Here is a 22,143-nt window from a genome sequence, read left to right as displayed (position 1 = left end):
TGTCGTTATGATTTCGGTAATGGTTCCGGTGCTGAATTCGGTTATGATTCCGGTCGTGATTCAGGTTGCGGTTCCGCTTGCGATTTCGGCTTCGGCTTTGCGCCTCGCAGCCGCTCCGCGATCTCCCGTCCGGTCGGCGTCTGCGCCAATCCGCCGAGCGCCGTCTCGCGGTGCGCGGCGGGCATGGCCGAGCCGATTTCCAGCATGACGCCGATCACCTCGTCCGACGGAATGACGCTCCGCACGCCGGCCAGCGCCATGTCCGCGGCCGCGAGCGCGTTGACGGCGCCGAGCCCGTTGCGGACGATGCAAGGCACCTCGACGAGCCCCGCGACGGGGTCGCAGACGAGCCCGAGCGTGTTTTTGAGCGCCAGGCCGACCGCGTGGACGGCCTGCTCCGCGCTGCCGCCGCGCAGTTCGGTCAGCGCGCCTGCGGCCATCCCGATCGCGGAGCCGACCTCGGCCTGGCAGCCGCCTTCCGCACCGGAAACGAAGGAATTGTTGGCGATGACGTAGCCGATGGCGCCGGCGGCGAACAGCCCTTCGACGAGCTTCTCGTCCGGCCAGCCGAACCGTTCCTGCGAGCTGACGAAGACGCCGGGGATGATGCCGCACGAGCCGGCGGTCGGCGTCGCGACGATGCGCCCCATGGAGGCGTTGACCTCCGACACGGCGAGGGCGTATGCCATCGCAAGCCCCGCCCAGTTGCCGACGGACGGCTCGCCGCGCTCGAGGTACGCGTTCATTTTGCGGCCGTCCCCGCCGACGAGTCCGCTTCGCGAGACGGGAGCTTCGTCCAGCCCCTTGCGGACCGCCTCTTTCATCACCTGATAATAGCCGGCCATCTGGCGGAAGGCATCCTCCTCGGATACGCCGGCTTCGGCCGCCTGCTCCGCGAGCATCAGCCCGCCGATCGTGCGGCCTTCCGCCGCGCACAGCGCCGACAGTTCTTGCAGCGTACGGAATCGCATCTCGACAGCTCCTTAGTTCAAATGAATGACGGCGACTTCCTCGACGTGCGGCAGCGACGCGATCGCGCGCAGCAGCGCCTCGTCCGGCATGCGGTCGCACTCGGCGACCGTCAGCGCCGCGCCGCCGCGCCCCTGCCGGCCCGTCTGCAGGTAACCGATATTGAGGCCGGCCCCGCCGATCGCCTGGGCGATGGCGGCCAGAACGCCGATCCGGTCGGCGTGCGTGACCGCGATCGCCGGGTAATGGCCCGAGCAGCCGGCCTTGAAGCCGTTGATCTCGTGAATCTCGATCGTGCCGCCGCCGACCGACGCCCCGCCCACCGAGACGGCGCGCGGGCCGCGCGCGGCTTCGATCTCCGCGTAATTCGGATGGGGCTTCGCCCCGGCTCCCCGGCGGATCGTCACGCCCAGCCCCGCCCGTTCCGCTTCGGCGAAGGCCGACGGGATGCGCCCGTCGTCCGCGGCGAAATCGAGCAGCCCCCCGACGATCGCGAGATCGGTGCCGTGCCCGGCGAACGTCTCCGCGAACGAGCCGTACAGCGTGACGACCGCCCGCTCCGGCACGTCCCCGAGCAGCTGCCGGGCCGCACGGCCGAGCCGCGCCGCGCCCGCGGTATGCGAGCTCGACGGACCGACCATGACCGGCCCGATGATGGCAAACACGTCCTTAAACCGCATGGCTTCGTCTCCCTTGCGCGGCGCGGGGCGCGTTCCGGCCGCCCCTTCCCGTGCCGCGCCCGTCCGCTTATTTGCCCGTAATGTAAGCCTCGTACCGTTCGGCGCTGAGCAGTCCCGCGACGATCTCCGCCGCATCCCCGTCGACCTCGACTTCCACGATCCACCCTTCGCCGTAAGGATCGCCGTTGACGAGCTCCGGCGCGTCCAGCAGCGCCTCGTTCACCTTCGTCACGCGGCCCGTGACCGGGCTGTACAATTCGGATACCGTCTTGACCGATTCGATGGAGCCCATCGGCTGGGCCGCTTCGACCTCGGCGCCGACTTCCGGGAATTCGACGAACACGATGTCGCCCAGCTGAATCTGCGCGAAGTCCGTAATGCCGATCCGGATGCGTCCGTCCGCCGCCTCCGCCCATTCATGCTCCTCCGAATAGCCCAGTCCTTGTTTCACTTCGCTCATGTCCAGCATCCTCTCGTCGTATGATTTGGCTTGTTTTCGATTTCGGCGCCGCTTGCGCCGGCTTTTAAATACGTCTCGCTCTTGGTTCGGCATGCGCCGATTCCCGCTTGCTTCGATTTCGGATTTCGACATTTCGGATCGTTCGATTCTCGGATCGCTTCGATTCTCGGATCGTTTCGATTCCCGGATTGTTTCGATTTCGGATAACTTCGAATTTTCGGATTGGATCGACTCCGGCTTGCTTCGAGCTCCGCCCTCCTCGTCGCCGTCCCGGCGCCTCGGCCCGCTTCGTCCCCGCAAGGGTCGTCCGGCCGCGCTCCGCGCTCGCGGCAGCCGCCGCGCACATGCGAAAAAGGACAGAGCTTCGGCCTGTCGCCGAATTCCCTGTCCTTGGTACCTGAGAGTTTGGGCGGCCCGGACGGACCGCGGTTACCCCTTTGGTGGCTGCACGCTCTCTCCAGAGCCGCGTCGAATGGCGGTTCCTTGTACCTGAGAGATTGATCGTCCGGCCGGCTAGCCGTCGACTTGCTCCTTCGGTGCCCCGCAGGGAACGCTTCCCCGCCGGGTCTCTCCCAACCATCGTCATCCGCTTATGATCGTACGTATGCCTAGCTTACCGGAGCGGACGAGCCCATGTCAATATACCTGACAAGGATTTTATTTTTTTCGCCTTCCCCCGTTGACGTTCGACAAGGATGTCATGTATAAGTAAATTATCCAACCGAATATGCGGATGATGATAACGGGAGAGATCGCGGATCGCGGATCGGCGGCGCCGAAGGAGTAAACCTGACAACGGTGAATCTCTCAGGCAAAAGGACCTTTATCGGACGCGCCTCTGGAGAGCACGCCGCACGGACGCGGGAAGTCCGCGGCGTCACCCACGGGGAAACCCCGGGCAGGACCGCCCGCGGGGCAACTCTCAGGTACAAAGGACAGAGCGGAAAGAACGGACGCCGGGCGGCTATGCCGCCGCGGGCGACGGCTCTTTTTGCCGCTGTCCTTCTTTGCGTTTCCGGCGTTTCATTTCGAACAAAACAGCTTCCCAAGGAGGTTCAAGTATGGATAGCCCGCTTAAACGCACGCCTATTTACCCGCTCTACGCCGAATTTCCCGAAGCAAGATGCATCGATTTCGGCGGTTGGGAGCTTCCCGTCCAGTTCTCCGGCATTCAGAAGGAGCACGAGGCCGTCCGCACGCGGGCCGGTCTGTTCGACGTGTCCCACATGGGCGAATTTCTGGTGACCGGCCGCTACGCCGAAGCGTTCCTGCAGCGGCTGACGACCAACGACGTCGCCAAGCTGAAGGACGGGCAGGCGCAGTACGCGCTCCTGTGCTACCCGGACGGCGGGGTCGTCGACGACCTGCTCGTCTACCGGATCACGAGCGACCAGTTCCTGCTCGTCGTGAACGCCGCCAACATCGGCAAAGACTTCGACTGGCTGCGCGAGCATCTGATCGGCGACGTCGCGCTCGAGGACCGCTCCGACGCGCTCGCCCTGCTCGCGCTGCAGGGTCCGGAAGCCGCCGCGATTTTGCGTTCGGCCGCAGGCGGGGACTTCGACGGCGGCCGCCTGGCGCCGTTTCATTTCGCCACGGGCATCCCGATCGGCGGCGCCAAGGCGCTCGTCTCGCGGACCGGCTACACGGGCGAGGACGGCTTCGAAATTTGCCTCGCCGCGGAAGACGCGCCGCAGGCCTGGCAGGCGCTGCTCGCGGCGGGCAAGCCTTGCGGCCTCGTACCGGCCGGCCTCGGCGCGCGGGATACGCTCCGCTTCGAAGCCCGGCTGCCGCTGTACGGCCAGGAGCTGTCGAGCACGATCTCGCCGCTCGAAGCCGGACTCGGCTTCTTCGTGAAGCTGGACAAAGGCGATTTCATCGGCCGCGACGCGCTGCTGGCGCAAAAGGCCGGCGGCGTGCCGCGCAAGCTCGTCGGCATCGAAATGATCGACCGCGGCATTCCGCGGCATGCTTATGGCGTCTTCGCCGACGGCCGTCGCATCGGCGAAGTGACGTCCGGCACGCAGTCGCCGACGCTGAAGCGCAATCTCGGGCTCGCCCTCGTCGACGCCCGCTTCGCCGCGCTCGGCACCGAGCTGCAGGTCGACGTTCGCGGCAAGCTGCTGAAGGCCCAAGTCGTGCCGGCGCCGTTTTACAAACGAACCCCGAAGGAGTGATTCCCATGGCCAACGCGCATCGCTATATTCCCATGACCGAAGAAGACCGCGCGGAAATGCTCGCGGCGATCGGGGCGGGCTCCGTCGAGGAGCTGTTCCGCGACATCCCCGAGGACATCCGCTACCGCGGCGTTCTGCCGATGTCCCCGGCGCTGGACGAACTGTCCCTGCTCGGGCACCTGAAGGAGCTCGCCGGACGCAACGCCGATACCGGCACCCGCGCGAGCTTCCTCGGCGCGGGCATCTACGACCACCATATCCCCGTCGTCATCAACCATCTGGCGTCGCGGTCCGAATTTTACACGGCCTACACCCCGTACCAGCCGGAGATCAGCCAAGGCGAGCTGCAGGCGATCTTCGAATTCCAGTCGTATATCTGCGAGCTGACCGGCATGGCCGTCGCCAACGCCAGCATGTACGACGGCGCGACGGCGCTCGCGGAAGCGGCCGCGCTGGCGTCGGGCGCGACCAAGCGCAAGCGGATCGTCGTCTCCCGCGCGGTCCATCCGGAAGCGCGCGAGGTCGTCGCCGCGACGGCGCGCGGCCTGAACCTCGAGCTCGTCGAGGTCGGCTACGCCCCGGACGGCTCGACCGACCTTGACGCCCTTCGCCTGGCGGTCACGCCGGAGACGGCGGCCGTGCTTGTGCAGTCGCCGAATTTCTTCGGCTGCCTCGAGGACCTGGCCGCCATCGAACCGATCGCCCACGGCGTCAAGGGGCTGTTCGTCGTCAGCGCGAATCCGATCGCGCTCGGACTGCTCGAGGCGCCCGGCAAGCTCGGCGCGGACATCGTCGTCGGCGACGCGCAGCCGCTCGGCATCCCGCAGTCGCTCGGCGGCCCGACCTGCGGCTTCTTCGCGGTCGCGGAGCCGCTCATGCGCCGGATGCCGGGCCGCATCGTCGGCCAGACGAAGGACATCGACGGCAAGCGCGGCTTCGTGCTCACCCTGCAGGCGCGGGAGCAGCACATCCGGCGCGAGAAGGCGACCTCCAACATTTGCTCCAATCAGGCGCTGCTCGCGCTGTGCGCCTCGATCTACCTGTCGACGATGGGCAAGCAGGGCTTGGTCGACGTCGCCGCGCTCAACGCGCGGAAGGCGCATTACGCGGCCGGCGCGGTGACGGCGCGCGGCGGCTTCTCGCTGCCGTTCGCGGCGCCGTTCTTCAACGAATTCGTCGTCCGCCTGCCCGAAGGCGTCTCCGTCAAGGAGGCGAACCTGGCGCTGCTGCACGGCGGCTATCTCGGCGGGTACGATCTCGGTCTCGCCTATCCGGAATTGGCGGGCCATATGCTCGTCGCGGTCACGGAGAAACGGACGCGCGGCGAAATCGACGGCTTCGCGGCCATGTTAGAGGAGGCATCGGCATGACGAACACGAATGTGCCCGAACGCGAGGGCGCCACGGGCGGACCGGTCAAGCCGGACAAAGCGCTCATCTTCGAGCTGAGCCGGCCGGGACGCGTCGCCTATTCGCTGCCCGCGTGCGACGTGCCGGAGGAGGAACTCTCCGCGCTCATTCCCGAAGCGCTGCTGCGGCAGACGCCGGCGCAGCTGCCCGAGGTCTACGAAGTCGACGTGGTGCGCCATTACACGGAGCTGTCGCGACGGAATTTCGGCGTCGATAACGGCTTTTACCCGCTCGGCTCCTGCACCATGAAATACAACCCGAAAATCAACGAGGACGCGGCGCGCCTCGGCGGCTTCGCCAACCTGCACCCGTACCAGCCGGAAGAAAGCCTGCAGGGCGCGCTGGAGCTGCTCCATACGCTGCAAAACGATCTCGCCGCGCTGACCGGCATGGATCGGGTGACGCTGCAGCCCGCCGCCGGCGCCCACGGGGAATGGACCGGGCTCATGATGATCCGCGCCTACCACGAGAGCCGCGGCGAGCGCCGGACGAAGGTCATCGTCCCGGATTCCTCGCACGGCACGAACCCGGCCAGCGCGACCGTCGCCGGCTTCGAGACGGTGACCGTGCCGTCCGACGCGCGCGGCATGGTCGATCTGGCCGCCCTGCGCGCGGCCGTCGGCGCCGACACGGCCGCGCTCATGCTGACCAACCCGAGCACGCTCGGCCTGTTCGAAGAACAGATCGCCGAGATCGCGCGGATCGTGCACGAAGCGGGCGGCCTGCTCTATTACGACGGCGCCAATTCCAACGCCATCATGGGCATCGCCCGGCCGGGCGACATGGGCTTCGACGTCGTCCACCTGAATTTGCACAAAACGATGAGCACCCCGCACGGCGGCGGCGGCCCGGGCGCCGGCCCCGTCGGCGTCAAATCCGCGCTCATGCCGTTCCTGCCGAAGCCGATCGTCGGCCGCCGGGACGACGGGACGTACTATTTCGACTACGACCGTCCGGCGTCCATCGGCCGCGTGAAGGCGTACTACGGCAACTTCGGCATCCTCGTCCGGGCGTATACGTACATTCGGACCTACGGTCCGGAGGGACTGCGCCACGTGTCCGAATGCGCGGTGCTGAACGCCAACTACATGATGCATCGGCTGTCGTCGCATTACGAGGTCCCGTACCCGGGCGTGTGCAAGCACGAATTCGTCCTGTCCGGGCGCGGCTTGAAGCCGTACGGCGTCCGTACGCTCGACGTCGCCAAGCGGCTGCTCGACTTCGGCTACCACCCGCCGACCGTCTATTTCCCTCTGAACGTCGAGGAGTGCATCATGATCGAGCCGACGGAGACGGAAAGCAAAGAAACGCTCGACGGCTTCATCGACGCGATGATCCGCATCGCCGAGGAAGCGCGGCTCACGCCGGACGTCGTCCTGAACGCGCCGTACGGCACGGCCGTCCGCCGGCTCGACGAAGCGACGGCAGCGCGCAAGCCGGTGCTGAACTGCTCCTGCGGCTGACGCGGCAGGGCGCGGCGGAAGCGGTAGATCGCCGCTGAAGCGACGCTCTGCGGCCGGGCCGCGGGAGTCCTGCCGGCCCGCGGCGCTGCGCGAGCCCCCGCGCAGCGCAAAAAGCCTCCATCTCGCCTACCCGGCGGTGATTGGAGGCTTTTTTAGCGGTGCGACATACCATCGAACGCCCTACCGCGATGCCCATGCAAGCGTCCCGTCACCTAGTTGCACTAGCGCGCCGTTCCAAGTACAGGAAGGTGACTCCATCACCCTCTTACGCCGAAACGCCCTTACCCATGCAGATGCCCGCAGCCTGTTAACTCGCCCGCTCACATCGCCGAACCGCGCTCCGCGCCCGCACTCGCCCGTGCCTCGGCCCGCTCCCGCCTGACGCCGAGGCGCATGACCCAGAGGAAACCGAACAGTGCCGCGATCACGGCCGCGGCCAGCCATAGCGCACCGCCCCGAAAGCCGCGCGCCAGCTCCGCCGCGCTCCCGGATCCGCCCGTCCCGCCCTCGCCCGCTGCCGTCATCATCCCGCCGACGATCGCCCCCGTCATCATGCCTATATTGCGGTGCAGCGCGATCATGCTGCTCATCATGCCGAGGCCATGCGTCGGCGTCCGGTTCATGATAATGCTGTTATTCGGCGACGTAATCATGCCCATGGCGCAGCCTAGCAGGACGACGGACGACACGACATAGGCAAGGCCGCGGCCGACCCGAAGAAGGCCGAGCGCCGCCAGCGCCGCGGCCATGCAGCCAAGCCCGAGGAGCATGACCGGGGTAGAGCCGTATTTGTCCGAGCTTCCGCCGCTGATTGGCGCGGACACGATGAGCGAAGCCGGATAAGACATGACGATGAGCCCGGCAGCGGCCGGCACGATTCCCATCGCGCCTTGAAGGAATACCGGCAGCGCGAGCTGCACGGCAAACGCGGCGGCGTACGTGACGACCGTCAGCAGGATGCCGAACGCGATCGCGGGATGATTGAACATCGCGAGCCTAACGAACGGCGACCGGCCGGTCCGCGCCCAGCGCGGAGACAGGCTCCAGCGCACGAACAAGGCGGCGAAGACGGCGAACGCCAGGAGCGGCACCCAGACGGCGGCCGACGACCAGCCGCGCGTCGGGCCGAGGTTCAGACCGACGACGAGTCCGGTCAACGCGGCGGCGAACATGACGGCCCCCCGCCCGTCCGGCTTCCCCCCGCCAACGGGCCGGTCGCGCGGGATAAGCCGCTGCGCGAGCAGCCAAGCGCCCAGCGCGGCGCCGGCAAGCAGCCAGAAATTCAACCGCCACGAGGCCCACTGGAGGATGACGCCGCCCAGACTCGGCCCGATCAGCGCCCCCGCGGCGACGAACGTGCTGACCGTGCCGAGCGCCCTCCCGCGACGCTCCGGCGGGAACAGCGAGACGACGAGCGCCATGTTGTTCGCCTGGTACATGGATGCCCCGACGCCCTGCAGCACGCGAAAGCCGATCAAGACGGACAGGTTCGGCGCCAGCGCGCAGAGCAGACTGCCGAGCATGAAGACGAAATACCCGAGATTATGCACGCTTCGCTTGCCCCGCATGTCCCCGATGCCGCCCATCAACGGCAGACAGACGGAGATCGTCAACAGATAGACGGTGACGATCCATTGCGCCGACGCTAAGGAACGATGATAATCCCCGGCGATATCGACGAGAGCGATATTGAACATGCCGGCCGACAAATTGGACAAAAACGATCCCAGGCAAATCACGTACTGCACGGCTGCCATCGATTTGGTTTTCACGCGAAAGCCCCTTCTTCCTGCTGCGAAATGGGCGGCGTTCAATGCGCCTAAGGACCGGGATGAAGAAAGGAGGCCGCTCTCCCGGCCCGCAAGCCCCGGAGGACGCCTCCCCGATCGTACCTGCCCCGCACTATCCCGCGTCAGCCGGCCGGCGTCGCCATGCGTTCCCGGGCCATCTCCTCCCACGTCCGGAGCAGCTTGCCTGCGTCCGAGACCGTGCCGAAAAACTTATCGATGTTCGACAGTGCCGCCTCGTGCTCCGCCTGAGAGAAGGCGGCGCAGCAATCCGCCACGAACGCGATATTGTAATCCAGCATGTAGCCGTGGCGCGCGGTCGACTCCACGCAGACGTTCGTGCTGACGCCGGTCATGACGAGCGTCTCGGCCTTCAGCGTCCGCAGCACCGAATCGAGCCGCGTGTTGATAAAGGCGCTGTACCGGTGCTTGTTGACGATCGTTTCGCCCGGCAGCGGCGCAACCTCGTAAAATTCCGCGCCCCACGTGCCCGTCCGGCACACCTCGCCCGAGCGGCCGTCGGAGCGGCCGGTCCAAGCGGCCGAATCCGTCGCCTGCTCGTGAAAGGTTTGAATGAACACGATCGGAACGCCGTACGCTCTCGCGCCGGTCAGCAGCCCGTGCAGATGCGGCATCATTTCCTTCACGGCGCTGACGTCGTTGCCACGGCGGGCGCAGGCGCCTTCCGGATGGCAGAAGTCGTTTTGCACGTCCACGACGATCAGGACGGTTTTGGCGGGATCCAGCTTTTCTTTGACGAATTTCATTGTTGGCACACCTCGCTTGATTTAATTAGACGCGTTGGCCTTGTCGACGAACTGCATGTCGACCAACTCGTCGTACGTGTACGGATCGGTAAAAATGCCGGTTTTCTGCATGACGTCCATGTCGTTCTTGAGCGCCGCTTCGGAGATCTGCCCGTCAGGACTCCACAGCTCGTCCTCGTAGGCGCGATCCATGGCCGCCTTCAGTCCGTCCTCGGACATGGTCGGGAACTCCAGCTTCGCCTGCGCGGCCGCGTAGGCCCGATCGTCCTTGACCTTCTGCAGCACCTCGACGATCGCGTCCACAAAGCCCTGCACCGTCTCCGGTTCCTTTTCGATCGCGGACTTTTTCACACTGAGCACGGAATACGCGTAATCGCCGAGCGACGTGAATTTGTAGAACGGCTCGTCCCACACGCCCTTGGTCATGCCGTCGCTGACCTGCGGCTCCGCGCCGTTCGACACTTCGCCCGCGCCGGACTGCATCATCGCGACGACCGCCGAGCTGTCGGCCGGCTCCAGCAGCTGCGTATCCTTGTCCGGGTCGAGCCCGAGCTGGATCAGCAGATAGCGGCTGAGCAGGTTCGGCGTCCCGCCGTGGCGGCCGACGATGAGCTTCTTGTCTTCCAGGAACGCCTTGAGATCCGCCGGCGAATCGCTCTTCGGCGCGGTGCCTTTCTTCGCCATCATGTAGACGTTCGCCCGGTTGACGACGTTGACGACCGAAATAATCGGATCGTCGTTCTTCTTGTTCGCCATCGCGTTGGACTCCGGTCCGCCGATCACCCCCCATGCGTCTCCGCTGACGACGGCGGTCACGTGCGTGCCGCCGGCCGCGGTAATGACCTTGACGTCCAGGCCGTGTTTCTTGAAATACCCGTCGCGCTGCGCGATATAAAGCGGCAGGTAGCCGACCGAGTGCAGCGGCTCCGCGATGACGAGCTTCTTCAGCGGCGCGTCCGGGGCGGCAGAGGCTTCGTCGGCCCCGGCTGCGGCGGCGTCAGCCCCGGAATTCGCGACATTGTCGGCGGCCTTGCCGCCGCAGGCAGCGGTCAACCCGAGCAGGCTGATACAAAACAGAACGGCAAGCATCGTACGGATACGCATGGCTTCTCTCTCCTTTTTTCGGGCCTATGGCCTTCTCTCGCATTCTTCCGGCCGGCGAACTTCTTCCCCGTCCGCTCGCCGAAGCCGGTTCTACCGCTTGACGAACCCCCTGGACAGCCAACGCTCCAGCGCGACGACGCCCCAATACATAACGATGGACAGGACGCTGAGCACGACGACGCCGACCCAGACGAGATCGATGTCGAGGATGGTGCCGGCGTACATGATCATCCGCCCGACGCCCCGGCTCGACGCGATAAATTCGCCGACGATGGCGCCGGCTAGGGCAAGCGCGATGTTGATGCGCAGGCTGCTGATGATCCACGGCATCGACCACGGCACGACGACCTTCGCGAATACCTGCCGGCGCTTCGCCCCGAGCGAATACATGAGCTTCTCCATATCGGGGTCGACGCTCTTGACGCCGGCGTGGGCGGAAAGCGCCGTGACGACGACCGTCAGGGCGAACGCCAGCGCCACCTTGGAGAAGAATCCGATTCCGAGCAGAATGACGATGATCGGCGCCAGAGCCAGCTTCGGCATGGCGTTCAGGACGATGAGAAACGGTTCGCTGATGAGCGCGTACCGCTTCGACCACCAGAACGACAAGCCGAGCAGCGCGCCGACGGCCGTCCCGGCTATAAAGCCGAAGATCGTTGAGCATGACGTGTACAGCATGTCCGACACCAACTGATGCTCCGCCGCTTCGCTCCAGGCGGTCCGCGCGATCGTGAACGGACTGCTCCAATAATAGGAATCAAGCCAGCCGATTCGCGTGAAGATCTCCCAGCCGGCTACCGCGAGCAGCGTCAGGAGCAGCCGACCCAACAGGACGAACCGGCGCTCCCGGCGCTCCTTTTCTTCCTCGTCCTGCACGACGGGAGCCTCCGCCGTTCGTTCCCGCTTCTTGATCAGTACGTTCTCGATGACGGCCGATTTCAGGATCGTCGCGTCGGTTTCCATTTCCACATCGGTTCCCTCCTTCTCCCTTTGGACCGTTAACGGTCAGGATATTTTCTCTTCGTCCTGCGCGGTCCGTTGTTCGACGGCCAGCAGCTTGAGCAGGTGATTCTTCAGCTCCATGAACGCCGGCGAAGTCAGGTCCTCTTGCTTGCGCGGCCGCTCCATGTTGACCGTCACCTTCGTCTTGATCCGCCCCGGCCGCGCGGTGAACACGTAGATGTCGTCCGACAGGTAGATCGCCTCGTCAATGTCATGGGTGACGAACAGCACCGTTTTGCCAAAGTCGGCCCAAAGCTGCAGCAGCCAGTTCTGCATCGTAATCCGGGTCTGCGCGTCGAGCGCGCCGAACGGCTCGTCCAGCAAAATGACGTCGCGGTCGTACAGCAGCGTCCGCAGCAGCGCGGCCCGCTGCCGCATACCGCCCGACAACTCCTTCGGGTAGTGCCTGTCGAAGCCTTTCAGCCCGTATCGTTCCATCAGCGGCAGCGCGCGCTCCACGGCCTGCCTGCGGGGTACGCCGCGGATTTCCATCCCGAGCACGATGTTGTCGAGAATGGTCCGCCACGGCAGCAGCATGTCCTTCTGCAGCATATAGCCGACGTGTCCGGTCTTCCCGACGATGTTCGCGCCGTCGGCCAGCACCCGCCCCGTCGATGGCGGCACGAGCCCCGCGATGATGTTGAACAGCGTGGACTTGCCGCAGCCGCTCGGCCCGATGATGCTGACGAACCGCCCTCTCTCGATGCCCAGGCTCGTCTCTTGCAGCGCCGTGACGTCCTTTCCGTTTTTGCGGAAAATTTTGCTTACCCCGTCGATTTCGATTTTGTGCCGACCCGCATGTTCCATCCCGATCCCTCCATGTACGCGTTTTTTATGGCAATAAAAAAATCGCCAATTCCAGGCGGACGCAAAGGCGTCCTTCCTCGAACTGACGATTCGCCGGCTCTCCTCTCGGAGCTACAACGCTTCATTCAGATAGCTTTCCACGTCGCGGTCCAGGATAACGATCGTACCGGAATATTCGGTCTCGATATCGTAATCCTTCAGAATGGCGACGATATTCAATTGAAAGGCTTGCGCGAACGCCTTCTTGAGCTCGGCCTTGAAATGCTCGACCAGCAGGAAGTCCAGCCCCCTCGTGGTCGCGCGATCCTTGCCGTCAAGAAGCTTCAGCACGGGCACGCGATGATTGATCGATACAATGACGATTTTGTTCCCGACAAAATCGACCTTCTGACGATTGACCCCGGCATTGAACATCTGCATATTGATCTCGTTATAGAGTTTGAGCATGTTCTGTTTCAGGTGACCTGCCGTCATCACTTCTTCATCGCGCCCTCCTTCGCGTTATATTATCTTCCATAACTTAGCGGAAAGTTTGCGGATTTGATTTTATTATAAACGAAACGAGAGACCAGTCAATAGTTTATGTAAGAAAATTTTACATAATTTTGAGATATTATTGAATAAATCCTGAAACCGATAAGGATACGAAAATATCTGCCACTTATATAACATAGAAGTAACATTGCGAGCAAATCCCCACTGCCGGCTTCTTTCCCCCTCACCGGCCGTTCCGGTACCCGCGCGGCGACACGCCGCAGTAAGCCTTGAACTGCTTATTGAACGCGCTGAGCGACTGAAAGCCGCTGCGCTCGGCGATCTCGATGACGGAAAGATCCGTCGTCCGCAGCAGATCCATCGCGTCCTGCACCCGCAGCCGTACGACGAATTCATGCGGCGACGCCCCGGTCAGCAGGCGGAACTGCTCGAAGTAGCGGCTCTTGCCCATGCCCGATTGCCGCACCAGCGCCTCGCCGTCCACCGCCTCGCGGTAGTGGTCGAGCAAATAGCCGACGGATTCCGCGATTTCGGTTTGCGGCAGGGCATCGCCGGACGAAGCGCCTCCGGCCCTCGCTCCCTTTCCGGCCGCGGCGTCCGGCCCGGCAGCGCCCGCGGACTCGGACGCAAAATCGTGCACCTCGAGCAGGATGTCGACCAGCGCGGCGAACTGCCGCGTCTCCGCGGCGGCTTGCCCCGCCTCCTTCGCCCGCACCGCCGCTTCCGCCGCTTCGCGGATGCGCGCGGCGCGCGGCGACGAAGCGGGGAGGAGCGGCGCAAGCCCGCGCCCCGCGTAGAACGGGACGAGCAGCCGGCTGCCGCCCGGCACCGCCCGCACGGCCGAGGGCGTGAACAGGATCAGGACCGCCCCGAACGTCTCGCCCGGCTTCGCGTAGCTCCAATGCGGCTCGAACGGCCGGCACAGGAACGCGTCGCCCGGCCGGCCGGCGTACGTCCGGTCGCCGAACCGGTACGTCAGCTCGCCGCGCAGCAGCACGCCGATTTCCAGGCAGTCGTGCACGTGCAGGTCATGTTCCTCGTCCGAGCCCGTAACCGGAATAAACGAAAACGATCGCGTTAATTTGAGCCGCTCGACGTACACGGGTGCCACCTCGCTTTGAATTTGTATCCACTATAGCCGCATCGCGGACAAAATGACAAGTTTACGGCGGCGGCGAGCGAGAATTCGGATCGGGCCCGTGCTACAGTGGGAACGAAAGCGAATTCATCGATGGGGTGATCCAATCATGAGACTGTATTTAATCGGCGCGGGCGTCATCGCCCGGACGCATGCCGAAGCGGCGGCGAAGCTCCCGGTAACCGCGGAGCTCCGCGTGGCCGACCCGAGCCCGGCGGCGCTGGAGGCGTTCGCCGAGCGGTTCCCGGACGCGCTGCGCTTCGCGGATGCCGAAGCGATGCTGGCGGCGGAGCCGCCGCGCGAGGACGACATCGTCATCGTCGCCACGCCGCCCTTCGCGCACCTGGAACCGGTCAAGCTGGCGCTGCGTTCCGGACGCCACGTGCTGTGCGAGAAGCCGCTCGCGATGAACGACGCGGAAGCCGAAGAGATGCTGCGCGTCGCCGGCGAATACGGCCGGAAGCTCGGCTGCTGCAGCGTCCGTTTCAAAGGCATGGCGCACATGGAGGCGGTCAAGCGGGTGCTCCGTTCCGGCGCGCTCGGCGACGTCTACCACGCGACCTTCGCGCACAAGAGCGAGCGCAGCCGCGCCGGCATCGAGTACCAGCCGGCCAGCCGGTGGTTTCTGGACAAGTCGAAAAGCGGCGGCGGCATTCTGATCGACTGGGGTCCGTACGATTTCGCCACGCTGATCGACGTGCTCGACCCGGCCGAGATCGAGTTCGGCGGCGCATGGACGCGCCGGCCGGTTACGGAGGCCGATCCGGCCGGCGTCGTCTTCGACGTCGAGACGCACGCCGGCGCGTACATGACGTTCCGCGGCGCGGGCGAACCCGTTCGCGTGCATTACGAGCGCGCCTCCTGCGCCCACGGCGAAGCCTGCGGCCGCGCGGAGATCGAAGGCACGCGCGGCGCCGTCCGGTGGCATCCGTTCGACTCGAAGCAGCCCGTCTACATCCGCTACGACAAAGGCGGCAGCATCGTCGAAGAGCAGGTCGAGACCGGGCCGCGCGGCGACCTGACCATCTTCGACAACCCGCTCTTCCACTTCTGGGCGGAGCTGCAAAACGGCGAGTCCCTGTCGAACACGGGCCGCCGCGCGGTCGACCATTTCCGCTGCCTGTCCGCCTTCTACGCCTGCGCGGAGACCGGGCACAAGCAAACCGTCGCCATCGCCGGCGCGAAAGGGGAGCGGCCATGAAGATCATCGGGTACTCCTCCAACCTGTACGGCTGGAGCGAACGGTGGAAATCGGACGGCAAGGCAGTCGACTGGCGGGCTATTTTCCGGGCCTGCGCCGATGCCGGACTGGACGCCGTCGAAATCGACGCCGACGCCGGGCAGCTGGCCTTGCTGCGGGAATTCGGGCTCGCCGTCTCCGCTTCCTACGTCGGCCTGCAGCTCCACGGCGACTATGACGCCGTGGAGGCCGGCGCGCTGCCGGTCGCGGAGCGGCTCGCCGCCGCGGGCGGCAAGGATCTGCTCGTGAACGCCGACCCGTACGGCGGCTGGAAGCAGGCGCTGCCGAAGCCGGAGGACCTCGTCAAGCGGCAGGGCGACAATCTAAGCCGGCTCGCCGCGCGGGCCGAGGCGGACTTCGGGCTGCGCCTCAGCCTGCACAATCACGCGGCGGACCGTCACAACGCCGAGGCCGACCTGCGATCCGTCGTCGAATGCGCGGACGCCGCCGTCGGCCTTTGCGTCGACACCGGCTGGGCCCATGTCGCCGGCTGCGACCCGGTCGGCTGGGTTCGCCGGTACCCGGAACGGATCGCCGCGTTTCACCTGCGCAACCAGCGGGGGCGCGTGCCGGCCGAGGACTTGACCGAGGGCGACATCGATTTCCGCGCCCTGGCGGACGCAATGGCCGACGCCAACTACGAAGGCTGGCTCGCGCTCGAGCTGTGGCATCCGCGGGAAACGATGCCCGCGCGCTCCATGGAAGAGGACGTGCGCCGCTCCCTGGCCATGCTGCGCGGCCTCGTCGGCGAGCGGGCCTAGGTCCGCGCGCGACTCCGCCATGCATAACCAGCACAAAAAAGCCGACTCCGGCGTCACGCGACGCGGGAGCCGGCTTTTTGTCCGTTTCCGCTCAACTGGCTTTTTGTCCGTTTCCGTTTCCGTTTCCGCTCAACTAGCTGCGCTCGGTTTCCGCAGGACCGTTTCTCCCCGCAAACCAATGCCGTCTTCCCCCGGCTTACTTGCCGTCGTAAAACTTGACCAGCTCGTCGACCTTCACGGCCTGCCCCGTGCGGATCGACTTGTTGGCCGCGATGCCCGTCAGGATGGACCGCGCGCCGTCGACGTGGTCGGCCGCGCGGTTGAATTCGTCCGCGACCGGAACGCCGAAAATATCGTTCAGCAGCACCGGGTCGCCCCCGCCGTGCCCGCCGTCGCCCCGCTCGAATTCGGCTTTGTACGGCTCGCCGAACATCGGGAAGACGAGGATCGATACGCCCTGCACCGCGCCCTCCAGCGCTTTGTCGCCGCCGGCGTTGACGTACGACTGCTCGACGACCTGCATTTCGATGCGGCCTTTCGTGCCGTTGAACGCGATGCGGTAGCCCTCCCACGGCAGATAGGCGTTAAGCGAGTACGACAGCTGCGCCTTGTTCTTGTACTTGACCAACACGCTCATCGTGTCCTCGATCGAGATGCCGTCGCCGAAAACGCTCTGGTCGCGCCGGTAGCCGTCCTCCGCTTCCGCGTCGAGGTACATCGCCTTCAGATGCTCGTTCTCGTCCAGATGCAGCGCGAACGGATCGTCCTTCGCGTTCGGGTTGCCCGTCGCGCGGTCGTAGAACTTCGTCACGCCCCGGTTCTCCGCGTTCTCGCGGCCGTAGAAGAGCAGGTCGCCCATCGCGAATACGGTGTCCGGCTCCGAGCCGATCCAGAAGTTGACGAGATCGAAATGATGCGTCGACTTGTGCACGAGCAGGCCGCCGCCGTTGCGCTTGTCGCGGTGCCAGCGCCGGAAATAGTCCGCGCCGTGCTGCGTGTTGAGCAGCCACTCGAAATGCACCGACGTCACGTCGCCGATCGTGCCCTTGGCGATCAGCTCGCGCGCCTTGGTGTGATGCGGCGCGTAGCGGTAGTTGAACGTGACGCGCACCTGGCGTCCCGTGCGGTGGACGGCGTCGAGAATCTGCTGGCACTTGGCCTCGTCCACGGTCATCGGCTTCTCGGTAATGACGTCGCAGCCCAGCTCCAGCGCTTGAATGATGTACGTATGATGCGTCCGGTCCACGCTCGTGACGATGACCGCGTCCGGCTTCTCGGCCCCGATCATGCGCGCGAACTCGTCGTGCTTATAGGTGCGCGCCGCCGGATAATCGTATTTCTCGGTCAGCAGCTTGTTCGCGTAGTCCATGCGCGTTTGGTTGATATCGCAAAATGCGACCAGCTCCGACGTCTCGCGGTAATGGTTCGCGATCGCGGAATAGAAAAATTCCGCCCGCCCGCCGATGCCGACCTGCACGTATCTTTTCTTAGCCATTCGTTCGTACGCTCCTTTAGTCAGGTTCGCCGGCCTGGTGTTTGAGTTGAAATCCGCATTCGTCAATCTCCGCTCCGGGTGCGCTCGTCCCCCCGGCCGAAACGCTCGGCCAGCCAAGCGGCGACCGCCTCGGCGAGTCCGTCCAGCGCCGTCAAATCCTCGCCCCATGCCGCCTCCAGGCGCAGGATGTTCGCCGCCGTGCGCGCCGGATCGTACCCGTCGCCGGCCGGCTCCGGCGCCCACGCGCCGCGAATCGCTTCGACCAGCGCCTCGTCGTCCCGCGGCTCGGCCGGCGCGCCGCCCGCGGCGTAAGCGTCCCGCGGGCGGTACAGCCAGATCAGCGCGGCCAGCGACCGCGCGATGACGACCGGGACGCTCCCTTCGGCCTGCGCGTACGCTTTCAAGGAAGGCAGCAGCCGCGCCCGCCATTTCGACAGGCTGTTCATCGCGATGTCCGTCAGCCGGTGCCGGATGTACGGATTGCGGAACCGGTCCAGCGTCCCGCTCACGTAAGCGTCCGCCTCCGCGCGCGGCAGCGGCAGGCCCGGCAGCACCTCGTCCCGCAGCGCCCGCTCCCAGACCTCGCCCCACGCCGGATGCTCCATCGCTTCCCGCACCTCCGACAGCCCGTCCGCAAGCCCCAGCGTCGCCATCATCGTGTGCGCGCCGTTCAGGATGCGCACCTTGAGCAGCTGGTACGGCGTCAGGTCCTCGACCCAGCGCACGTTCAGCCCCGCCTGCGCCAAGGGCAGCCGCGATTCCAGGCCGTCCGTCGCCTGGATCGCCCACAGGTGGTACGGCTCCGCCGTCGCGAGCAGCGGATCGGAGTAACCCCAAGCCGCGAACAAGCCGTCCGCTTCCTCGCGGGGATACCCGGTGACGATCCGGTCGACGAGCGTGTTCACGAACCGGTTGGACGCCCGCACCCACCGCTTGAACGCCTCCGAGAGCCGCCAATCGTCCGCATGGCGGAGCACGATGTCCAGCAGGCGGTCGCCGTTCCGCTCGAGCAGCTCGCACGGCAGATGAACCAGTCCCCGCTCGGGATCGCCGGCGAAGGTCACGAACCGGCGGTAGAGGAACACGGTCAGCTTGCCCGGGAACGAGGCCGCGGGCGCGCCGGGATTCCATTCGGCATGCTGATACGCAAGCCCCGCCTCCGTCGTGTTGGAGACGACGAACTCCAGCTCCGGCGAATCGGCCAGCGCCAGGAAGGCGTCCCATTCCTCGTACGGATCGATCATCCGGGCGAACACGGAGACGATTTCCCGTTCTTCAACCTTCCGGCCGTCCTGCAGCCCGCGCACGAGCAAGGTATACGCGCCCTGCTGCGCCTTCAGCTTCTCCAGGTTCGGCTTTCCGGCCGGACGCGGCTGGGTCACGGCGACGCCTCCGCCGAACAGCCCCTGCGCGTTGCAGCGCTGCACCATCCAATCGACGAAGCCGCGCAGGAAATTGCCTTCGCCGAACTGCAGCACTTTCACGGGCAGCCGGCAGCCGGCCTGCCCTTCCGGCAGCTGCGCCAAGCCGGGGACGGCGCCGCCGGGATTGACCGGCGCCGTCATAGCGCGGTCCCTCCCGCCGCTTCCACGCCGTCGAAGCGGAAATAGTTCGCCGCGTTGCGGTACGAGATGTCCTGCACGATGCCGCCGAGGTAGGCCATATCATGCGGCGCTTCCCCGTTCTCCGCCCAGCCGCCGAGCAGATTGCACAGGATGCGGCGGAAGTATTCGTGGCGCGTGAACGACAGGAAGCTGCGCGAATCGGTCAGCATGCCGACGAACCGGCCGAGCAGGCCGATGTTCGCGAGCGAGGTCAGCTGGGCGAGCATGCCGTCCTTCGTATCGTTGAACCACCACGCCGAGCCGAGCTGCAACTTGCCCGGGATGCCGCCGCCCTGGAACGAGCCGATGATCGACGCCAGCACGTCGTTGTCCCGCGCGTTCAGCGAGTAGAAAATCGTGCGCGGCAGCGCGCCTTCCCGCTCCCACGCGTCCAGCAGCCCGACGACCGCCTTCGCCAGCGGACCGTCGTACATCGAATCGTACCCGGTGTCCGGGCCGAGCGCCGCGAACATCCGCCCGTTGTTGTTCCGGTGGGCGTGCAGATGGAGCTGCATGGCCCATTCCCGCTTCGCGTACCATGCGCCCAGCCGAAGCAGGGTAAAGGTTTTGTAGCGCTCCTCTTCTTCCTTGGACAACGGCTCGCCGCCCAGCGCCTTCTTGAACGCCGCGGCGGCGTCTTCGTAGGAAGCGGCCGCATGCGGGACTTCGTCCAGCGCATGATCGGACACCCGGCAGCCGTGCTCATGGAAGTAGTCGACCCGCGATTCCAGCGCGGCGAGCAGATCGCCGTAATCCAAAATCGCCCGGCCGGTCGTCTCCTCGAGCCGCCGCAGCCACGGCCGGAACGTCTCCTTGCGAATGTTCAGCGCCTTGTCCGGGCGGAAGGACGGCAGCACCCGTGCCTCGACGGTCCCGTCCGCCCGGATCGCCCGATGGTGCTCGAGCCGGTCGGCCGGATCGTCGGTCGTGCAGATGACCGCCACGCGGCTCTTGCGGATCAGGTCGCGGACGGCATAGCCTTCGCCGGCGAAGCAGGCGCCGGTCTGCTCCCAAATGGCGCGGGCGTTCGCTTCGTTCAGCAGCTCATGCACGCCGAACAGCCGGCGAAGCTCCAGATGCGACCAATGATAGAGCGGGTTGCCGATCGTCTGCGGCACCGTGCGCGCCCAAGCCGCGAACCGGTCGTAGTCGCCGATGCCCGGCCCGCCGGTCACGAGCGGCTCCTCGACGCCGTTCGCCCGCATGGCGCGCCATTTGTAATGGTCGCCGTACAGCCACGCTTCGGCCAAATTGGCGAACCGCTTGTTTTCCGCGATTTCCTTCGGGTCCAGGTGGCAGTGGTAATCGATGATCGGCAGCGATGCCGCGTAGTCGTGATACAGGTTGACAGCGGTTTCGTTATGCAGCAAAAATTGTTCGTCCAGGAACGGCTTCATGCGCGAATCCTCCATTCTTATCGTGTTCTTATGGTATCATAAGACAAAATACATCCGGCGGAATGGCCGATTTTGTTCAATGGTCCGGATTTATGATCGATTTTGTCCCGGGGTGAGCACATGAGCGCAAGAGAGCAGGTTATCGTCGAGTACGGACACGAGGAAGGGGAATTCTACCTCAGCCAGGTGCAGCGGACGGAGCCGTTCGAGCGGAACAACCACTATCACGGCACGTACGAGATCTACTATTTGCTTGCGGGCAGGCGGTACTACTTCATCAAGGACGCCTCGTATTCCGTCGCGGCCGGGGATCTGATCTTCATCAACAAATACGACGTGCACAAGACGTCCGTGCTCGGCTCCCCGCAGCACGCGCGGATCGTCATGAATTTCAGCGACGATTTCCTCGGCAAGGACCACCCGCTCTTCCGGCCCGAGCTGCTGCGGATGTTCGTGCGCGAGCCGCATCAATTCCGGCTGAAGCCGCAGGAGCAGTGGCACGTCGAACGCTTGCTGGGCCGCATGGCCGAGGAAGCGCGGCGGCGGGAAGAAGGCTTCGAGCTGTCCCTGCGGCTGCTGCTGACGGAGCTGCTGCTGCTCGCGGCCCGGCTGAAGGCCGAGCCCGCCGACGCCGCCGAGGATCCGCTCAGTCCCGTTCACCGCAAGATCGGGCAGGTCGTCAAGCATCTGAACGCCCACTTCAGCCAGAAGCTTCCGCTGCCCGAGCTGTCCGCCGCCTTCGGGCTCAGCCCCGCTTATCTCAGCCGAACGTTCAAAAAAATCACGGGCTTCACGATCGTCGGCTACCAGCACCTGATGCGCGTCCGCGAAGCGCAATCGCTCCTCGCCGCGACGGACGCCAAAATCGCGGACATCGCCGTCGCCGTCGGCTTCGAGCAATTCGCGCATTTCAACCGGACGTTCAAGAAGCTCACCGGCGCCTCGCCGACCCGCTACCGCAAATTGAACCGACGTCCGTAGCCCCGCGATCCGCGCCGCCCCGCGATCCGCGCGCGAATGCGCGCCGCCGGCTCCCGCGCGAAAAAAAAGCCCCGGACCTGGTCTTACCCCCGTCAAGTAGACAGTGAAAAAAACGAACTATGCAACGGCCGTCTCCCGGTAATCAACTGGGGGACGGTTATTTAATTTTTTCTGAAATCTGTTGTAGTTGTAAAATGCGATGTATTCTTCAATCGCCGTGTAAAGCGACTCAGCCGTTTTGGGGCGAGTAAGATGAATTTTCTCTGTCTTCAGATGTGAAAAGAAAGATTCTATACAGGCGTTATCATGGCAATTTCCACGTCTGGAATGGCTCGCAATCATCCCATATTCCTCTAAGCGCTTGTTATAGTGATGGGTTGTGTATTGAAATCCTTGGTCTGAATGCA

At 65.1% G+C, this 22,143-nt stretch carries 20 protein-coding genes and 2 riboswitches; of the genes, 6 read left to right on the top strand and 14 right to left on the bottom strand.

The window, feature by feature from the left end; genetic code table 11:
- Positions 1 to 41 precede the first annotated feature (41 nt).
- The 3 genes from sdaAA to gcvH all read right to left on the bottom strand — a co-directional run bounded on the left by sdaAA (position 42) and on the right by gcvH (position 2,109).
- A complete protein-coding gene (sdaAA, locus tag BMZ79_RS11830; RefSeq protein ID WP_090640282.1) occupies positions 42 to 971 on the bottom strand; it encodes an L-serine ammonia-lyase, iron-sulfur-dependent, subunit alpha in 930 nt (309 codons plus the stop codon).
- Between the two features lie 12 nt (positions 972 to 983).
- Positions 984 to 1,649, bottom strand: a complete 666-nt coding sequence (gene sdaAB / locus BMZ79_RS11825) for an L-serine ammonia-lyase, iron-sulfur-dependent subunit beta (RefSeq protein ID WP_090640279.1) — start codon at positions 1,647 to 1,649, stop codon at positions 984 to 986.
- Positions 1,650 to 1,716: 67 nt separating this feature from the next.
- Positions 1,717 to 2,109 carry a glycine cleavage system protein GcvH gene (gene gcvH, locus BMZ79_RS11820; RefSeq protein ID WP_090640983.1) on the bottom strand — a complete coding sequence of 131 codons (393 nt, stop codon included), beginning with the start codon at positions 2,107 to 2,109 and terminating at the stop codon, positions 1,717 to 1,719.
- Between the two features lie 467 nt (positions 2,110 to 2,576).
- A riboswitch (glycine riboswitch) is annotated at positions 2,577 to 2,694 on the bottom strand.
- Positions 2,695 to 2,842: 148 nt separating this feature from the next.
- Positions 2,843 to 2,942: riboswitch (glycine riboswitch) on the top strand.
- Positions 2,943 to 3,170: 228 nt separating this feature from the next.
- Between gcvH and gcvT the strand changes: the two genes are divergently transcribed.
- The 3 genes from gcvT to gcvPB are packed head-to-tail and all read left to right on the top strand — an operon-like array spanning position 3,171 to position 7,158.
- Complete coding sequence (gcvT, locus tag BMZ79_RS11815; protein ID WP_090640277.1) at positions 3,171 to 4,286, top strand: glycine cleavage system aminomethyltransferase GcvT; 1,116 nt, start codon at positions 3,171 to 3,173, stop codon at positions 4,284 to 4,286.
- Between the two features lie 5 nt (positions 4,287 to 4,291).
- Positions 4,292 to 5,656, top strand: coding sequence for an aminomethyl-transferring glycine dehydrogenase subunit GcvPA (gene gcvPA, locus BMZ79_RS11810; RefSeq protein ID WP_090640274.1), 1,365 nt, complete (start codon positions 4,292 to 4,294; stop codon positions 5,654 to 5,656).
- The gene (gene gcvPB, locus BMZ79_RS11805) at positions 5,653 to 7,158 is read left to right on the top strand and encodes an aminomethyl-transferring glycine dehydrogenase subunit GcvPB (protein WP_090640271.1); all 1,506 of its coding nucleotides are present in this window, start codon (positions 5,653 to 5,655) and stop codon (positions 7,156 to 7,158) included. The genes gcvPA and gcvPB overlap by 4 nt, the downstream gene beginning before the upstream one ends.
- 320 nt (positions 7,159 to 7,478) lie before the next feature.
- Here gcvPB and BMZ79_RS11800 read toward each other — a convergent pair whose 3' ends face one another.
- From BMZ79_RS11800 to BMZ79_RS11770, 7 genes are all read right to left on the bottom strand, one after another.
- Entirely contained in the window at positions 7,479 to 8,930 is a 1,452-nt protein-coding gene (locus tag BMZ79_RS11800; protein WP_256252692.1) for an MFS transporter, read from the bottom strand.
- A gap of 140 nt (positions 8,931 to 9,070) precedes the next feature.
- A complete protein-coding gene (locus tag BMZ79_RS11795) occupies positions 9,071 to 9,712 on the bottom strand; it encodes a cysteine hydrolase family protein (protein WP_090640266.1) in 642 nt (213 codons plus the stop codon).
- A gap of 21 nt (positions 9,713 to 9,733) precedes the next feature.
- Complete coding sequence (locus tag BMZ79_RS11790; RefSeq protein ID WP_090640263.1) at positions 9,734 to 10,816, bottom strand: ABC transporter substrate-binding protein; 1,083 nt, start codon at positions 10,814 to 10,816, stop codon at positions 9,734 to 9,736.
- A gap of 90 nt (positions 10,817 to 10,906) precedes the next feature.
- Positions 10,907 to 11,779 carry an ABC transporter permease gene (locus tag BMZ79_RS11785; RefSeq protein ID WP_090640979.1) on the bottom strand — a complete coding sequence of 291 codons (873 nt, stop codon included), beginning with the start codon at positions 11,777 to 11,779 and terminating at the stop codon, positions 10,907 to 10,909.
- A 42-nt stretch (positions 11,780 to 11,821) separates the two neighbouring features.
- Positions 11,822 to 12,625 carry an ABC transporter ATP-binding protein gene (locus tag BMZ79_RS11780; RefSeq protein WP_090640260.1) on the bottom strand — a complete coding sequence of 268 codons (804 nt, stop codon included), beginning with the start codon at positions 12,623 to 12,625 and terminating at the stop codon, positions 11,822 to 11,824.
- Between the two features lie 111 nt (positions 12,626 to 12,736).
- Positions 12,737 to 13,099: a Na-translocating system protein MpsC family protein gene (locus tag BMZ79_RS11775; RefSeq protein WP_256252727.1), complete on the bottom strand. Its 363-nt coding sequence runs from the start codon at positions 13,097 to 13,099 to the stop codon at positions 12,737 to 12,739.
- A gap of 244 nt (positions 13,100 to 13,343) precedes the next feature.
- Positions 13,344 to 14,231 (bottom strand): AraC family transcriptional regulator, encoded by an 888-nt coding sequence (locus BMZ79_RS11770; protein ID WP_090640253.1) that lies wholly within the window; start codon positions 14,229 to 14,231, stop codon positions 13,344 to 13,346.
- 136 nt (positions 14,232 to 14,367) lie between these two features.
- Between BMZ79_RS11770 and BMZ79_RS11765 the strand changes: the two genes are divergently transcribed.
- Together BMZ79_RS11765 and BMZ79_RS11760 are read left to right on the top strand one after the other, a co-directional pair.
- The gene (locus BMZ79_RS11765) at positions 14,368 to 15,459 is read left to right on the top strand and encodes a Gfo/Idh/MocA family protein (RefSeq protein WP_177222114.1); all 1,092 of its coding nucleotides are present in this window, start codon (positions 14,368 to 14,370) and stop codon (positions 15,457 to 15,459) included.
- Positions 15,456 to 16,259, top strand: coding sequence for a sugar phosphate isomerase/epimerase family protein (locus BMZ79_RS11760; RefSeq protein WP_090640248.1), 804 nt, complete (start codon positions 15,456 to 15,458; stop codon positions 16,257 to 16,259). The genes BMZ79_RS11765 and BMZ79_RS11760 overlap by 4 nt, the downstream gene beginning before the upstream one ends.
- A 196-nt stretch (positions 16,260 to 16,455) precedes the next feature.
- On the opposite strand, the gene BMZ79_RS11755 is transcribed toward BMZ79_RS11760, so the two are convergent.
- From BMZ79_RS11755 to uxaC, 3 genes are all read right to left on the bottom strand, one after another.
- Positions 16,456 to 17,754, bottom strand: coding sequence for a Gfo/Idh/MocA family protein (locus BMZ79_RS11755; protein WP_090640245.1), 1,299 nt, complete (start codon positions 17,752 to 17,754; stop codon positions 16,456 to 16,458).
- Between the two features lie 62 nt (positions 17,755 to 17,816).
- Positions 17,817 to 19,319, bottom strand: a complete 1,503-nt coding sequence (locus tag BMZ79_RS11750) for a tagaturonate reductase (RefSeq protein ID WP_090640242.1) — start codon at positions 19,317 to 19,319, stop codon at positions 17,817 to 17,819.
- Entirely contained in the window at positions 19,316 to 20,755 is a 1,440-nt protein-coding gene (gene uxaC, locus BMZ79_RS11745) for a glucuronate isomerase (RefSeq protein ID WP_090640238.1), read from the bottom strand. Before uxaC ends, BMZ79_RS11750 begins: the two co-directional genes overlap by 4 nt.
- Positions 20,756 to 20,875: 120 nt before the next feature.
- Here uxaC and BMZ79_RS11740 point away from each other — a divergent pair, with 120 nt between their 5' ends.
- Positions 20,876 to 21,736 (top strand): AraC family transcriptional regulator, encoded by an 861-nt coding sequence (locus BMZ79_RS11740; protein WP_090640235.1) that lies wholly within the window; start codon positions 20,876 to 20,878, stop codon positions 21,734 to 21,736.
- Positions 21,737 to 21,853: 117 nt separating this feature from the next.
- Here the strand turns inward: BMZ79_RS11740 and BMZ79_RS11735 are convergent.
- A partial coding sequence (locus tag BMZ79_RS11735) for an IS3 family transposase (protein WP_143088937.1) occupies positions 21,854 to 22,143 on the bottom strand: 290 nt, incomplete at its 5' end.

The sequence above is a fragment of the Paenibacillus sp. UNC496MF genome, from assembly GCF_900113915.1.
Taxonomy (GTDB): domain Bacteria; phylum Bacillota; class Bacilli; order Paenibacillales; family Paenibacillaceae; genus Paenibacillus_Z; species Paenibacillus_Z artemisiicola.
The sequence above is the reverse complement of the archived record's forward strand: the minus strand, read 5'-3'. Positions and strand labels throughout refer to the sequence as shown.

Coding starts and splice junctions, on each gene's coding strand:
- BMZ79_RS11765 (WP_177222114.1), top strand. CDS start 14,368: ATGAGACTGTATTTAATCGGCGCGGGCGTCATCGCCCGGACGCATGCC.
- gcvH (WP_090640983.1), bottom strand. CDS start 2,109: ATGAGCGAAGTGAAACAAGGACTGGGCTATTCGGAGGAGCATGAATGG.
- gcvT (WP_090640277.1), top strand. CDS start 3,171: ATGGATAGCCCGCTTAAACGCACGCCTATTTACCCGCTCTACGCCGAA.
- gcvPA (WP_090640274.1), top strand. CDS start 4,292: ATGGCCAACGCGCATCGCTATATTCCCATGACCGAAGAAGACCGCGCG.
- BMZ79_RS11790 (WP_090640263.1), bottom strand. CDS start 10,816: ATGCGTATCCGTACGATGCTTGCCGTTCTGTTTTGTATCAGCCTGCTC.
- BMZ79_RS11755 (WP_090640245.1), bottom strand. CDS start 17,754: ATGGCTAAGAAAAGATACGTGCAGGTCGGCATCGGCGGGCGGGCGGAA.
- sdaAA (WP_090640282.1), bottom strand. CDS start 971: ATGCGATTCCGTACGCTGCAAGAACTGTCGGCGCTGTGCGCGGCGGAA.
- BMZ79_RS11760 (WP_090640248.1), top strand. CDS start 15,456: ATGAAGATCATCGGGTACTCCTCCAACCTGTACGGCTGGAGCGAACGG.
- BMZ79_RS11750 (WP_090640242.1), bottom strand. CDS start 19,319: ATGACGGCGCCGGTCAATCCCGGCGGCGCCGTCCCCGGCTTGGCGCAG.
- BMZ79_RS11780 (WP_090640260.1), bottom strand. CDS start 12,625: ATGGAACATGCGGGTCGGCACAAAATCGAAATCGACGGGGTAAGCAAA.
- gcvPB (WP_090640271.1), top strand. CDS start 5,653: ATGACGAACACGAATGTGCCCGAACGCGAGGGCGCCACGGGCGGACCG.
- BMZ79_RS11785 (WP_090640979.1), bottom strand. CDS start 11,779: ATGGAAACCGACGCGACGATCCTGAAATCGGCCGTCATCGAGAACGTA.
- uxaC (WP_090640238.1), bottom strand. CDS start 20,755: ATGAAGCCGTTCCTGGACGAACAATTTTTGCTGCATAACGAAACCGCT.
- sdaAB (WP_090640279.1), bottom strand. CDS start 1,649: ATGCGGTTTAAGGACGTGTTTGCCATCATCGGGCCGGTCATGGTCGGT.
- BMZ79_RS11775 (WP_256252727.1), bottom strand. CDS start 13,099: ATGACGGCAGGTCACCTGAAACAGAACATGCTCAAACTCTATAACGAG.
- BMZ79_RS11740 (WP_090640235.1), top strand. CDS start 20,876: ATGAGCGCAAGAGAGCAGGTTATCGTCGAGTACGGACACGAGGAAGGG.
- BMZ79_RS11795 (WP_090640266.1), bottom strand. CDS start 9,712: ATGAAATTCGTCAAAGAAAAGCTGGATCCCGCCAAAACCGTCCTGATC.